General features: G+C 51.5%; 11 protein-coding genes and 2 pseudogenes. 10 read left to right on the top strand and 3 right to left on the bottom strand.

From position 1 onward, the window contains the following. The first annotated feature begins 80 nt into the window (after window positions 1–80). On the top strand, window positions 81–314 hold the full coding sequence (locus ACYQ8U_RS21685) for a hypothetical protein (RefSeq protein WP_459947656.1): 234 nt from the start codon (window positions 81–83) through the stop codon (window positions 312–314). Between the two features lie 143 nt (window positions 315–457). On the opposite strand, the gene ACYQ8U_RS21680 is transcribed toward ACYQ8U_RS21685, so the two are convergent. Both ACYQ8U_RS21680 and ACYQ8U_RS21675 read right to left on the bottom strand, forming a co-directional pair. Beyond that, window positions 458–754 (bottom strand): DUF5658 family protein, encoded by a 297-nt coding sequence (locus ACYQ8U_RS21680; RefSeq protein WP_459947657.1) that lies wholly within the window; start codon window positions 752–754, stop codon window positions 458–460. A gap of 232 nt (window positions 755–986) precedes the next feature. After that, on the bottom strand, window positions 987–1,733 hold the full coding sequence (locus tag ACYQ8U_RS21675) for a hypothetical protein (RefSeq protein ID WP_459947655.1): 747 nt from the start codon (window positions 1,731–1,733) through the stop codon (window positions 987–989). 389 nt (window positions 1,734–2,122) lie between these two features. Between ACYQ8U_RS21675 and ACYQ8U_RS21670 the strand changes: the two genes are divergently transcribed. The 9 genes and pseudogenes from ACYQ8U_RS21670 to ACYQ8U_RS21630 all read left to right on the top strand — a co-directional run bounded on the left by ACYQ8U_RS21670 (window position 2,123) and on the right by ACYQ8U_RS21630 (window position 11,980). Beyond that, window positions 2,123–2,374 (top strand): hypothetical protein, encoded by a 252-nt coding sequence (locus ACYQ8U_RS21670; protein WP_459947654.1) that lies wholly within the window; start codon window positions 2,123–2,125, stop codon window positions 2,372–2,374. Window positions 2,375–2,526: 152 nt separating this feature from the next. Further along, window positions 2,527–2,734 (top strand): annotated as a pseudogene (locus ACYQ8U_RS21665) (nucleotidyltransferase family protein); the annotation flags it as partial. A gap of 8 nt (window positions 2,735–2,742) precedes the next feature. Further along, a complete protein-coding gene (locus ACYQ8U_RS21660) occupies window positions 2,743–2,955 on the top strand; it encodes a helix-turn-helix domain-containing protein (protein ID WP_459947653.1) in 213 nt (70 codons plus the stop codon). Further along, window positions 2,952–6,071, top strand: a complete 3,120-nt coding sequence (locus ACYQ8U_RS21655; RefSeq protein ID WP_459947652.1) for a type I restriction endonuclease subunit R — start codon at window positions 2,952–2,954, stop codon at window positions 6,069–6,071. The genes ACYQ8U_RS21660 and ACYQ8U_RS21655 overlap by 4 nt, the downstream gene beginning before the upstream one ends. Next, window positions 6,065–7,699, top strand: coding sequence for an HsdM family class I SAM-dependent methyltransferase (locus tag ACYQ8U_RS21650; protein ID WP_459947651.1), 1,635 nt, complete (start codon window positions 6,065–6,067; stop codon window positions 7,697–7,699). Before ACYQ8U_RS21655 ends, ACYQ8U_RS21650 begins: the two co-directional genes overlap by 7 nt. Continuing rightward, window positions 7,692–8,933 carry a restriction endonuclease subunit S gene (locus ACYQ8U_RS21645; protein WP_459947650.1) on the top strand — a complete coding sequence of 414 codons (1,242 nt, stop codon included), beginning with the start codon at window positions 7,692–7,694 and terminating at the stop codon, window positions 8,931–8,933. The genes ACYQ8U_RS21650 and ACYQ8U_RS21645 overlap by 8 nt, the downstream gene beginning before the upstream one ends. A gap of 8 nt (window positions 8,934–8,941) precedes the next feature. Further along, window positions 8,942–10,152, top strand: a pseudogene (locus ACYQ8U_RS21640) (ATP-binding protein). Between the two features lie 258 nt (window positions 10,153–10,410). After that, the gene (locus tag ACYQ8U_RS21635; protein WP_459947649.1) at window positions 10,411–11,469 is read left to right on the top strand and encodes a virulence RhuM family protein; all 1,059 of its coding nucleotides are present in this window, start codon (window positions 10,411–10,413) and stop codon (window positions 11,467–11,469) included. 145 nt (window positions 11,470–11,614) lie between these two features. Next, window positions 11,615–11,980 (top strand): Fic family protein, encoded by a 366-nt coding sequence (locus ACYQ8U_RS21630; protein WP_459947648.1) that lies wholly within the window; start codon window positions 11,615–11,617, stop codon window positions 11,978–11,980. On the opposite strand, the gene ACYQ8U_RS21625 is transcribed toward ACYQ8U_RS21630, so the two are convergent. Further along, window positions 11,954–13,264, bottom strand: a complete 1,311-nt coding sequence (locus tag ACYQ8U_RS21625; RefSeq protein ID WP_459947647.1) for an ATP-binding protein — start codon at window positions 13,262–13,264, stop codon at window positions 11,954–11,956. The genes ACYQ8U_RS21630 and ACYQ8U_RS21625 overlap by 27 nt on opposite strands. Window positions 13,265–13,502: the final 238 nt, after the last annotated feature.

Genomic DNA, 13,502 nt, shown 5'->3' with positions numbered 1-13,502 from the left:
CAATGTTATTCGTTGGCAAGATATCCCTTTGGGGGATGTTTAATATTTCTTTTTTATTTTGATGAGCTTAGGAGTACCTTTTGACACTATTAAGAATATGTTTGATCGCTTCACTAACCACCATTTTGTATTCGTTATTAGCATGCTCTAATTCTGACGAGCAAAATAAAGAAGACGTTTTTGAGAAAACAACTGATAAAATTGCTCGGGAAGCCATTGAAGGGATAAGGGACCCAATCAATAAGGCTAAGGCGGTAAGTAAAATTGCAGAAGATCATACTCGTGGGATTAAAGAAACCACCAAAGAGCAGTAGTAGCACTAAGATGTTTGCTAAAAAAATGTACTGGATTAAACTTTCTACATTTTTTCACCAGTCACAAGCCAATCCCAGTGTTTAAGGGTAGGATTAGGGTTCGACTCCAGCCTCTTCTTCCAGATAATATCCTAAATCACCTATCACACAGAGCTCAATTTGGTCAGCAAATATATCTCCCATATGATGATAGACCCAAACACTAATATGCAGGATGGGAACATCACTGATGATAAAATACGGTATCTCGCAGGTATGATTGGATGAAGCACAACCATGATTATTAAAGAAAATGCCGTAAGACCATACTTGACCATAACAAAAGTCCCCGGGCCAAGACTTAAATAGTATCGCATCACTGGGTTGAGTTCCACCGCACCTTTGTTCAATAGAGCGAGGGTTAAGGCTGCATCCAACAGACTCAGACACAACACAACCATGGTGTAGATAAATAACGTCGAATGGTACTGATCAATATGTGCGATCTGTTTACAGTCTTCGAAACGCCGTAGAGTCCGCCGCTTGCCTTTGAATAACAAGATCTTGTAAAACGGGATATGTTTTTGTCGGCGGTTATGGTCGGACCGTTGTTCCTTGTTCGCTGATTTTTCCAATTTTACTCTGTCTCTTGATTCCTTGCTAAGCCCGCTGTTTACTTGATAATCGAACGATTTAGAAAGACAACTCTTTTCTAATAATCAAGGGTTGGTATCCGAACAAAGCATTCATATGGTGTAACAATGCATGCTGCCCCTCTGTCTTCCAGATCTCTGTTATCTTGGCATCAACTTCTCGATATTTTTCCAGTAACTGGTAAATATCCGTAAAATCTTCAGGAGAACCTTGAAAAGAGTCATCAATGAGTCCTAACCAAAGGGAACTAACTCCCATAATAAAGGATGGCCAGTTTCTCTGAAGATCCAACGACCAGTGGTTATCACTGGAGGATGCGATATCAGAAGAATTAGGGTTATCCGGATTGTCTGTTATAATTTCTTCTACAAGCTTTGCCGCCATGGCTCTTTTTAGCATTTTACTCTTATGAATTTCTGTAAAGACGGCAGATGCGACTTCGGGTTTGCTGTAAAACAACAACGAAAATTGATGGCCTGCTTGATCGCGTGCTGCTCTTCGGTGAAAACGCCAATATGAGATATCGTCTATGTGCTCAACAAGAACTGGCGAAATAACAGCATGAGCAAGAAAAAGATCGATCACAAAGTCAGCACCGACATTAGCAGGCCAAACATTTTTAAACTTACACCTCCACCAGTAGGAATTATCCAATCCTTTGTAAGTGGGGGGAAGGTTGTGCATTGACACATCTGGAATGGGCTTTTTGCTTGTACTGCATCCGCATACTAAGACTCCCAGTAAAACAACCATCACGATGAATTTATTTTCAGCCAGAGAATTCATTTCGTAACTTGTCTCATTTGTTAATTAATTGCGATTTTTTAGGAAAATCGAAAGATTCTGCCTTTACCCTGATTTTCAAATTAGATTCGCTTGCATATGCTTGGGCTAAACCAACGATGCCGCACAATTAATGATACACTCTTGTTTTTTGAATAGGAAGATATTAGAGGGTGAAAAATGATAAATCATTCGAATTAGTACACAGGTTTTTTCCCGATTTATTCCAAGGAACGTGTGAAGCCTTGTGTTTACTGGTAGACTTGGGGAGCGTCTCCTCCCCTTGTCCTGATTTGTAAATAATTTAGCCTTGTGATAATGTTTAAAATGACCGAAATTCCACTCTTGCCGGAATATGATCAGTCTCTTAAACAAAAATATGACTTTAAATTATGACTATCGAATCCGCATATGCGGTTATTTATAATTTTTTAATTACCAATCAGTTGGTTGCTCTGGGTATTTTAGCTGTTCTTGCCCTTATTTTATGGAGAAAGCCAACAGTATTTTTTAAATTAGCATTTGTCATCCTGTGCCTATTCGTTGCCGTGTATATTGGCTCTTGGTTAGGAGGAGCAGGGGAGGGTGGAGTTAAAAACAAAAACCAAATGATCAACGAGACGGAATCTAAAATATTCAACTAGCCTAGGAATCTGTCGGAACGCCCTCGAATTTTGAGTTGCACACCGCATAGCAGATGTTATATTGTCGAATAGTTTTGCATGGTTTTCGTACGCCAGACGGTTTCCGGTGCGCAAAGGCCAGTAGATGAATACAACCGTTTTGAGGTTGAGAGATGAACAGACAGCGCACTCTTGAATTGTTGACCCGCAGCAAGCCGGAGCTGCAGGCCCGTTTCGGCGTGACCCGACTGGCCCTGTTCGGCTCGACTGCCCGTGACCCGGCGACCAGCGACAGTGATGTCGATGTGCTGGGTGGCCTTCGACGGCCCGGCTACCTCCAAGCGTTATTTCAGCGTGCAGTTCTACCTTGACGACATGATCGACTTGTCATGATCCGCCAACCCAAAAACTTCCCGGAAACGGTCAAGGATGTCCGGCGGCAGCTGGCGCTTACCCAGGAAGAACTGGCCCATGCCCTTGGGGTGAGCTTCGCCACGGTCAATCGCTGGGAGAACGGCAAGACTGTGCCGTCGAAACTGGCACAGCGGCAGTTCGAGCAGTTTTGTGCGCAGAAAAAGCAGCAGGGGGAGCTGGTCTATTGATTTTCAGCGAAGACTCTCGGGTCAAAATCCCCTGCATTCTCCATCTGGTGCGGCTTGGCTACCGCTACCTCTCCCTCAAGAATATTTTAGGTGATGAAGAGACCAACATCTTTCCGGATCTGTTCCGTGCAGCCATTACCCGGATCAATCCCGGCATGGATACTGACGACATCACGCGACTTTTGGCCGACGTCAAGCTCTCGTTGGAAAACGAGGATCTCGGCAAAGCTTTCTACGAGAAACTCACGGAGCGATCCGGCACCCGGCTGATCGATTTCGCCGATTTTTCGAACAACAGCTTCCATGTGGTCACCGAGCTGACCTGCAAGAACGGTGACGACGAGTTCCGGCCCGACATTACCCTGCTCATCAACGGCATGCCGCTGGTCTTCATCGAGGTCAAGAAACCCAACAACCGTGAAGGCGTGCTGGCCGAGCGCAACCGCATCATCAGTCGTTGCCGCAATCCCCGCTTCCGTCGTTTTATCAACATCACCCAGTTGATGGTGTTCTCCAACAACATGGAATACGACGACGGCTCGCCGCAGCCGATCGAAGGGGCCTTCTACGCCAGCCCGTCGTATGAAGCGCCGATCTTCAACTACTTTCGGGAAGAGGAAGATCTGAATCCGTTTGACCTGCTGGCAGACGAGGACGACGCGGTCGAAAACGAGGTGCTCCGGGACACCAACCTCAGCGTCATCAAGCACAGCCCCGAATTCATCAGCAACAAGTCGCCCGACACGCCGACCAACCGCATCTGCGCCTCCCTGTTCAGTCACGGCCGCCTGTCGTTTTTGCTGCAATACGCTTTTGCGTATGTAAACGAGGTCGATGGCCTGCACAAGCACGTCATGCGCTACCCGCAACTCTTTGCGACCAAGGCGATCGAACGCAAACTCGACGCCGGCGTGCGCAAGGGAATCATCTGGCACACCCAGGGCAGCGGCAAGACCGCACTGGCCTATTACAACACCCGCTTCCTGACCGACTATTTCCAGAAGCGGGGCATCATCCCCAAGTTTTATTTCATCGTCGACCGGCTCGACCTGCTCACTCAGGCGCAGCGGGAATTCTCCAGCCGGGGGCTGACGGTGCACACCATCGACAGCCGCGAGGCCTTCTCCCGCGACATCAAGGCGACCAAGGCGATTCACAACGACTCCGGCAGACCGGAAATCACCGTGGTCAACATCCAGAGATTTGAAGATGATCCGGACGTGGTCCGCACCGAGGATTACGACGTCAGCATGCAGCGCGTCTATTTCCTCGACGAGGTGCACCGCAGCTACAACCCCAAGGGCAGTTTTCTTGCCAATCTGAGCCAGTCCGACCAGTGCGCCATTAAGATCGGCCTCACCGGCACACCGCTGCTGGGCGATGATTACAACTCCCGCGCCCTGTTCGGTGACTACATCCACAAATACTACTACAACGCCTCCATCGCCGACGGTTACACCCTGCGCCTGATCCGCGAGGAGATCGCCACCAATTACAAACTCTCCCTGCAGGAGGCGATCGCCGCAGTGGAACTCCAGCAGGGCGACATTGACCGCAAGCAGATCTATGCTCACCCTCGCTTTGTCGAGCCGATGCTCGACTACATCATCGAAGACTTCGAAAAGAGCCGTGGCGCGCTGAATGACGCCACCATCGGCGGCATGGTGATCTGCGACAGCGCCGAGCAGGCGAAAAAGATGTACATAATCTTTCAGTCCCGCCTTCCGTCGAAGGTTGTCGAACTGCATCCGCCAGTCCGGGCCGATGAGCCTGTGGATCTGCCTATGGTGGCCGAACTTTCCCCCAGTTACGCCACGCTGAGAAAGCAGGCCAACAAGGTCAAAAGCGCCGCCCTGATCCTGCATGACATCGGGAGCAGGCAGGAGCGAAAAGACTGGGTGGAAGACTTCAAGGCGGGCAAGATCGATTTGCTTTTCGTCTATAACATGCTCCTCACCGGCTTTGACGCCCGACGGCTGAAAAAGCTCTATCTGGGCCGGTTGATCCGCAAGCACAACCTGCTCCAGGCCCTGACCCGGGTCAATCGTCCCTACCAGGATTTCCGCTACGGTTACGTTGTCGATTTCGCCGATATCCGCAAGGAGTTCGACGCCACCAACAGGGCCTATTTCGAAGAACTGCAAGCCGAACTGGGCGATGAACTGGAACACTACTCGCACCTGTTCAAGTCCACTGTGGAGATCGCCGGGGAGATCGAGGCGATCAAGGACATCCTGTTCAGCTTCGATACCGAAAACGCCGAGGAATTCTCCCGGCAGATCAGCCGGATCCAGGATCGCGCCACGGTGCTGGCCCTGAAAAAGGCCCTGGCTGATGCCCGCAGTCTCTACAACCTGATTCGCCTGCAGGGGGTATACAGCTTCCTCGACCAGCTCGATTTCCAGAAGCTGGGCCAGCTCTACCGCGAAACCTGCAACCACCTCGATTTGCTCAACCTGAAAGAGCGCATTGAATCGAGCGCCGACACCACGGGCCTGCTCAACGTTGCCCTGGAAGAGGTGCTGTTCCTGTTCACGAAGATCGGAGAAGAAGAACTGGTGCTGGCCGACCAGCTCAAGAACACCCTGCGCCAGACCCGCGAGGCCCTGGCCGATAACTTCGACCAGCAGGACCCCAGGTTCATCACCCTCAAGGAGGAGCTGGAGCGGCTGTTCAAGAAGAAAAAACTGAACGAAGTCACCCAGGAGGAAATGACCGCCAACATCGGTGCGCTGGGCGCGATTCACGATCAGGTCAAGAAGCTGAACCGGCAGAACAACCAGCTCCGCGCCAAATACCAGGGCGATGCCAAATACACCCGCATCCACAAGCGGCTGCGGGAACGCGGCACGCTCTCAAACACCGAGCGCCGTATCTTCGAGGCCCTCTCTGGTGTCAAACAGCAGGCCGACGACCAGGTGCTGCAGAACACCCAGTTGCTGGCCAACGAAAGCTATTTCGAGCGGATGATGATGCCGCTGGTCATCGGCGAATTCCAGACCCAGCAGAAAATCAAGCTTAACCCGGACACCTCCCGTATCATCAATCAATTGGTGATCACCGAATATATGAATGAATTTGCCTCAGGCACAAGTACAGGAGCACACCCTTGGTAACTCAGGATTTCACAAAACGCACCCGGCAACTGATCGACAGCCTCAAGGGGATCTGTGCCGCCTATGGCCTTGGCAACGACGGCAACGAGTTCAAGATCATTACCCAGGTCTTTCTCTACAAATTTCTCAACGACAAGTTCGCCTTTGAAGCCAAGAAGATCAGCCCCGAGCTGGCCGGGGCCGAGAGTTGGGAACAGGCGATCATCGCCATGAACGTCGACGAGTTGGAGATGCTGCAACTGCAGATGGGGCCGGACACTGCCCGCCTCAAGCCCGAGCACTTCATCGCCCATCTGTTCAGCCGCCAGAACGCGCCGGAGTTTGCCAAGCTCTTCGACGACACCCTGCGTGACATCGCCATCAGCAACAACGACATCTTCGCGGTGAAGACCGACGGTGGGGCCAAGGTCACGTTGTTTGATCGGGTGAGCGAATACATCAGCGATGTCGTCAAGCGCGATGATTTCTGCCGCGCCATTATCAACAAACTGGTGGAATTCAGCTTCGAACGCATCTTCACCCAGAAGTTCGATTTTTACGCCACCATTTTTGAATACCTCATCAAGGACTACAACAGCAACAGCGGCGGCAAGTATGCCGAGTATTATACGCCCCATGCCGTCGCCCGCATCATGGCCGCGATCTTGGTACCGCAGGAACAGCAGGGCAAGGTGCAAAACGTCAGCTGCTACGACCCGTCGGCCGGGTCCGGCACTCTGCTGATGAATGTCGCCCACGCCATCGGCGAGAATCGTTGCAGCATCTACACCCAGGACATTTCCCAGAAATCCTCCAATCTGCTGCGCCTCAACCTGATTCTCAACAATCTCGTGCACTCCATCCCCAACATCATCCAGGGCAACACCCTGCTCCACCCCTACCACCGGAACGGCAAGGCGCTGAAGAAGTTTGATTACATCGTTTCCAATCCGCCCTTCAAGATGGACTTTTCCGATTTCAGGAACGAACTGGACAGCAAGGAGCATCAGCAGCGCTTCTTTGCCGGGGTGCCGAACATCCCCAAACAGGCCGTGGAGAAGATGGCCATCTACCAGCTCTTTCTCCAGCACATCGTTCATTCGCTGAAACCCGGCGGCAAGGCGGCGGTGGTGGTGCCCACCGGCTTCATCACCGCGCAAAGCGGCATCGACAAGAAGATTCGCCAGCATCTGGTGGACGAAAAGATGCTCGCCGGAGTGGTCTCCATGCCAAGTAACATCTTTGCCACCACCGGCACCAACGTCTCCATTCTGTTCATTGACGATACTAACAAAGAGGGGGTGGTGCTTATTGACGCCTCCGGCCTCGGCACCAAGGTCAAGGATGGCAAGAACCAGAAAACCCTGCTCTCGGCAGAAGAGGAAGACCGCATTATCGCCACCTTTAATGGCAAGCAGGCAATGGAAGAATTCTCGGTGGTGGTGAGTTACGATGAGATTGGCGCCAAGAACTATTCACTCAGCGCCGGGCAGTACTTCGAGGTGAGGATCGAGTATGTGGACCTGACGCCTGAGCAGTTCGCCGCAAAGATGCAGGGATTTAGCGATAACCTGGACAGGCTGTTCAAGGAGTCGGCGGGGCTGGAGCAGGAGATAAGGAGGAAGATGGCGGGGTTGCGCTATGAGTAGATGGGTAATAAAAAAACTCGGTAATATCTCTGAAATGTGCCTCGGAAAGATGTTGGACGAGAAGAAGAACAAAGGCGTCTTTGAGCCATACCTTGCCAATATAAATGTTCGATGGGGAGGATTCGATTTCTCAAACCTCAATCAAATGCGATTTGAGAAAAGCGAGCAAGACCGGTATGGGTTGAAATATGGCGACCTCGTAATTTGCGAGGGTGGTGAGCCAGGGCGTTGTGCAATCTGGAAAGATGAAATGCTCGGAATGAAGATCCAGAAAGCATTGCATCGAGTGAGGATTAACAGCAACTACAGTAACAATTTCGTTTATTACCGATTGCTGCTAGCCGGGAGAAATGGGGAGCTTAACAAGCACTTCATAGGCTCAACTATTAAACATCTTACGGGGGTTGGTCTCAAGCAGGTCGAATTTTCGTATCCATCATTCAAATACCAGCAAAAAATCGCCGCCGTCCTCTCCATCCTCGACGCCAAAATCAACTGCAACAACCGCATTAACGCCGAGCTGGAGGTGATGGCCAAGACCCTGTACGACTATTGGTTCGTGCAGTTCGACTTCCCCGACGAAAATGGCAAACCCTATAAATACTCCGGCGGCAAGATGGTTTACAACCCTAACCTGAAACGGGATATCCCGTCGGGGTGGAGCAGTGCCACCGCCTCCGAATTGCTTGAATTCAATCCAAGTTTGACACTAAAGGCGGGAAATGAGGCTAGTTACATAGATATGAATTCGCTTCCGATATCGGGTTTCATGACCTCGGAACCGGAACGAAAGGTGTTTCGAGGCGGCGCAAAGTTCCAAAATGGCGATGTTGTAGTGGCTAGGATCACACCTTGTCTAGAAAATGGTAAGACAGCTCTAATCACCCTACTGAATAATGACGAAGTGGGATTTGGCTCCACAGAGTTCATCGTAATCAGGGGGCGTCATCAACCGCTCATGGGATTCGCAGCGCAGCTAAGCCGGTCGGATTCATTCCGGCAATTCGCCATATCCAACATGACTGGTACATCTGGGCGGAAGCGTATCGACGCAAAAACACTGGAAACATATCCAGTTCCAGTGGCACCGTATGAAATCTTGTTACGCTTCGAAAAGATCGTTGCCCCCTTCTACACTAGGATGACAACGAACGCAAAAGAGAATACAGAACTCACCCAACTCCGCGACTGGCTCCTTCCTATGCTGATGAACGGTCAGGTCACGGTGGCGTAAGGGATACCATGACCATCGACCGAACTACGGAATATCTGCTTAGCCTGCTCAACGAGCTGCGCAAACTCCCCCGCGAAGCCGAATGGGTGGAGTTCAAGCATAACAACGACGATCCCGAGGAGATCGGCGAATATCTGTCCTCCCTCGCCAACGCCGCCGCACTGACGGGAAAGGTGCACGCTTATCTTGTCTGGGGTGTGGACAACGATACCCATGAGGCTGTCGGTACCAGCTTTGACCCTGGCAAGGCCAAAGTTGGTAATGAGGAGTTGGAAAACTGGCTGCTGCGCTTGCTGAGTCCCAAAATAAACTTCCGGTTTTACCCCTTCCTGGTGGATGAAAAACCGATAGTTTTGCTGGAGATCGGTGCGGCCTTCCGTCATCCCGTGCAGTTCAAGGGCACTGAATACATCCGGGTCGGGTCCTACAAGAAGAAGCTCAAGGAGTTCCCCGAAAAGGAAAGGGAGCTGTGGCGGATCTTTGACCGAATCCCTTTTGAGCGGGAGATCGCGGCGGAAAATGTCAGTGTTGATGAGGTCTTTAAGCTCCTCGATTACCCCGCCTATTTTGATTTACTCTCCCTGCCGTTGCCGGAAGGCCGCGATGGAATTCTCGCGACCTTGGCGGCTGATGAAATGATTGCACCAGGGAAGGCGGGCAAGTGGAATATCTCCAGCCTGGGCGCGGTGCTGTTCGCCAAACGGCTTGCTGATTTCCGTCCGCTCCGGCGCAAGGCGGTGCGGGTCGTGTTGTACAAGGGCGAGAGTCGGGTGGAAACGATCCGCGAGCAGGAGGGCACCAAAGGCTATGCAGCGGGTTTTGAGGGGCTGATCGGATTTGTCACCAACCTGCTGCCCAGCAACGAAGTGATCGGTCAGGCGCTACGCAAGGAAGTGCCGATGTTTCCCGAACTGGCGATCCGCGAGCTGGTCGCCAATGCCGTGATAAACACACCAGAGCGGTTCTTTTTGCCCATCGTGAGCTGAGAGAGATGAATAAAGAGGATCGTATGCGGGCCTGTTATCTTCACGCCTGCCTGAAGTATGTGCAGCGTGATTTTATGACCAACAGCACCCTGCGGCAGCGTTTTGGAATTGAAGAAAGAAACAGCGCAACAGCCTCAAGGATTATTATAGAGACCCTGGAGGGCGGTCTGGTTCGCCCCTATGACGAATCCGCAAGCCGAAAATTCATGCGTTACGTGCCATTCTGGGCATGATTTTTCATTTGATGTTTATTTGACATGGGAGGTTTATTCAGGCCGGATGTTCTTTATATCTTCCTTTGTTACAGCATGTTATGGCACATTTTTTTATTTGATGGCTATTTGATGATTTGATGAATGACAATTGATGCTTTCGCAAAAAGTATCCATTGCGATGGCCAAGAAAGGCCCAGCGCACCGGCGTCGGGGGCGTCGATGCTGTAACCCTGCTGCATTTTCGCGCCTTCGCATGCAAAAAAGAGGTATCCAGGCATGAGTAAAAACAAGAAACCACGGTCGTCCAAAAAACAGGAGATCTCCCTCGTCCGTTCCTCGGCGGCTGAATATTTGACCTTTGTCGCGGCTGGGGGCGGTTCGGCAGCTAGTGTGGAAATGCGTTACGAGGACGAAAACATCTGGCTGACGCAGAAGATGATTGCAACCCTCTACGATGTCTCGGTGCCCGCCATCAACCAGCACCTGAAGCACATTTTTGCCGACAACGAACTCGAGGAAGCGGCAGTTATTAAGCAGTACTTAACAACTGCCGCAGACGGCAAAAACTACCGGGTCAAGCACTACAGCCTGCAGGCCATCATCGCCATCGGCTTCAAGATCGAAAACGAGCGCGCGGTACAGTTCCGTAAATGGGCCAACCAGATCGTCAAGGACTACACCATTCAGGGTTGGACAATGGATGTGGAGCGCCTGAAACACGGCGGTAACCTGACCGATCAGTTCTTTGAGCGCCAACTGGAAAAGATCCGCGAAATCCGGCTTTCCGAGCGCAAGTTTTACCAGAAGATTACCGACATCTACGCCACCGCGCTGGACTACGACCCAACCGCCACCGCCACCAAGCGGTTTTTCGCCGCCGTGCAGAATAAGTTGCACTACGCCATCCACGGCCAGACGGCGGCGGAGGTCATTGTCGACCGCGCCGATCACCAGAAGGAAAACATGGGGCTGACCCATTGGGAAGGTACGCCTCACGGGAAAATCCACAGATACGATGTCTCCATCGGCAAGAACTACCTCTCCGAGTTCGAGCTGGCACAGATGCGCCGCATCGTCTCCGCCTATCTCGACATGGCCGAGCTTCAGGCCATGCGCAAAATCCCCATGACCATGGAAGACTGGGAAAAACGGTTGGCGGACTTCCTGAAACTTTGGGACCGGGAAATTCTTCAGGACGCGGGAAAAGTGACAGCAGAGCTGGCCAAGGCCCATGCCGAAAGCGAATATGAAAAATACCGCATCGTGCAGGACCGGCTGTTTGAAAGCGACTTTGACCGGATGGTGAAGCAGCTGGAGGCAGGTGACGAGACATGAGCCTAAAAGCGTCCTACCAAGCCGTATACGACCTGTTTGACACCTGGAAAGCCTAATCTTCGAACATCAGGCCGAGTAGTACCAGGCCCTGCAGGAGAGTACCCGCCAGACCGACTCTGCGCCCTTTATCGCCTTCATACTACGGATGATTCTGGATACCGTGACCATCTCGACCCCGGAAGTTGTACCGGATGTTACCCCGGAAGTTAGATTGATCTCGGCCTTCGCCGGTGAGATGACCCGTCAACAGCTCAAAGAGGCATTTGGGCTTAAAGATGATGAGCATTTCCGCAAGGCCTATCTGCTGCGTGCCCTGGAGGCTGGGTTGGTTGAAATGACCATTCCTGATAAACCGCGCAGCAGCAAACAGAAATACCGACTGACCGACAAAGGCACCAGTGGCGCAGACGCAAATTGGCGATGGATAACTTGCCTACCGGGGCCGTCTGGTTTACCGAAAAGATGCCACTCCATTTATTGGATATCAGGCGCTTTCCTCCACGTTGAGTAGAAAACGCCAAGCAGGTATCACGTCGATCTTTCCGGATTCATTCTGGATTTTCTCTTCCTCACCACGGGTGACGATGATTCCTTGCGTTAGGTTCAATTCGGCCATGGCTTCGGTAAGCGCGGTGGTTTCCCGCTTGCGGGTTTGCGGGTCGGCCATCGACGTGCAGACCTGAACGAGCATGCGGGAATGGCCCTGTCGTCCGGCGATGAAATCGACCTCCCGACCTGTCTTGGTTTTGTAGTAGAAAATATCCGGTGTAACCCGACGCAGCGCAATGAATACCAGATTTTCCAACAGATGACCCGAGTTGACAAGAATACCGGAGCTGATCGATGTCACCAGTGCGTGATCGATGCAATAAATTTTCTTGGGGTTGGTGTTGGCCCGGGCCGTCGAGGCGTCGAAGATGCGCACCGTGAACAGAATATAGGCGTCCTCGAACCACCCGAGATAATCGGACACGGCGGATTTCGGCGCCTTATGGCCGAGGGATTTCAGATAGCCGGTCAGGTTGTTGACTGAATACGGACAGCCGGTGTTGTCCACCAGCCAATGCGCCAGAGCCGCGACTGCCCTGGGGTGAGAAATGTCATGACGTTCGACGAGGTCGCGGAACAGCATGGCGCTCCAATATTCCTGGTGGGTCTTGATCCGCAGCATCCGGTCGAGTGGGGCGACCTCGGGAAAGCCGCCGGTTTCCCAATAGTCCTCGAATGCCTTCTGGATAGTCAGACGTTTCTTGGTCGAGAGTGGACCGTCGCTTTCGATCCGTTGGTGATCGAGAAACTCTCGGAACGAGAACGGAAAAATCTCCCAGGAGAGTGCCCGTCCGCGCATCTGAGTGGCGATCTCCCTTGAGAGCATATGTGCGGATGAGCCGGTTATATATACCTCGCACTTTTCCGTGCGCATCAAGCGGTCGACAAAAGACTCCCAACCCGGAACGACCTGAATCTCATCGAAAAAGCAATAGACTTTTTCGGCATTCTTTTTTTCCGGGTAGAGCGAGAAGTAGGCTTCCAGGATGATGCCCAGTTTGTCATGTTGCAGGCTGTGCAACCGGTCATCAAAAAAGTTGAGGTATAAGATGTTCCGGCGGGAAACGCCGGCGTCCTCAAGCTTCTTCATGAGCTGGAACATGAAAGTCGATTTGCCGCTACGACGCACACCTATGCAGACCGTGGCTTTTGCCGACACCGGCGAGACAGCAACTCGTCTGGGCACGCCCTTAGGTAGATCAATCTCTTGAAAATCAAGGATTATCTCTTTGAGTATGTTGATCATTGCTTTAACTTCCGGTGTTAAATGTTTCCGTTTTGAGTGCTATCTGGTAATATTTATAGCCGGTTTCAGTATTAGATGGCAAGAATTATTTCTGACGTCGATTAAGTAATCGACCAAGGAGCAGTGCTGCACCTGTCAGATAAGCAGGTATTCCGCCGTATATTTATTTTACTGAAATTGTGTGATAGTATGAGTAAGTAGTTTGCAGCAAAACCCTACCCGTCGGTTGAAAAAGGAT

It is taken from the genome of Desulfocastanea catecholica (genome assembly GCF_054657295.1).
Note: the sequence above shows the minus strand (reverse complement) of the source record. Positions and strands in the feature narration are given on the sequence as shown.